This is a genomic window from Streptomyces scabichelini (assembly GCF_011045015.1).
Classification (GTDB): domain Bacteria; phylum Actinomycetota; class Actinomycetes; order Streptomycetales; family Streptomycetaceae; genus Streptomyces; species Streptomyces scabichelini.
The window spans coordinates 1-501 of record NZ_JAAKZY010000496.1 but is presented as its reverse complement, the minus strand read 5'-3'; the positions used below and the strand labels follow the sequence as shown (position 1 = coordinate 501).

Annotated in this window: 1 protein-coding gene; it reads right to left on the bottom strand. The window is 72.3% G+C overall.

Going from position 1 to position 501, the window contains the following annotated elements; genetic code table 11:
* On the bottom strand, positions 1 to 501 hold a 501-nt coding region (locus G5C60_RS50900; protein ID WP_165271135.1), incomplete at both ends, for a ketoacyl-synthetase C-terminal extension domain-containing protein.

Genomic DNA, 501 nt, shown 5'->3' with positions numbered 1-501 from the left:
CCCTCGTACCCGTCCCCCGCTCCCGCGACGGCCCCGGCGCCTCCTCCAAGATCACGTGTGCGTTCGTCCCGCCCATGCCGATGGAGTGCACGCCGGCCCGCCGTACGCCGGAGTCCGGCCAGGGCGTCGCCTGCGTCGGCAGCAGGAACGGGCTCGACTCCACCGCGAGTCGGGGGTTCGCTCGGCTGAAGTTCACCAGCGGCGGTATCACCCCGTGCCGCAGCACCAGCACCGCCTTGATCAGCCCGGCCAGCCCCGAGGCGCTGTCCAGATGGCCGATGGCGGGCTTGGTGGAGCCCAGCGCGCAGAATGCCGTGTCGTCCGTATGCACCCTGAATGCCTCGGTGAGCGCGGCGAATTCGATCGGGTCGCCCTTGTACGTGCCGGTGCCGTGCGCCTCCAGGTAGCCGATCGAGTCGGCCGGCACGTCCGCCCGTTCCAGCGCTCCGAGGACAGCGTCCCGCTGTCCCGCGACGCCCGGCGCGGCGAACCCCCCTTTGC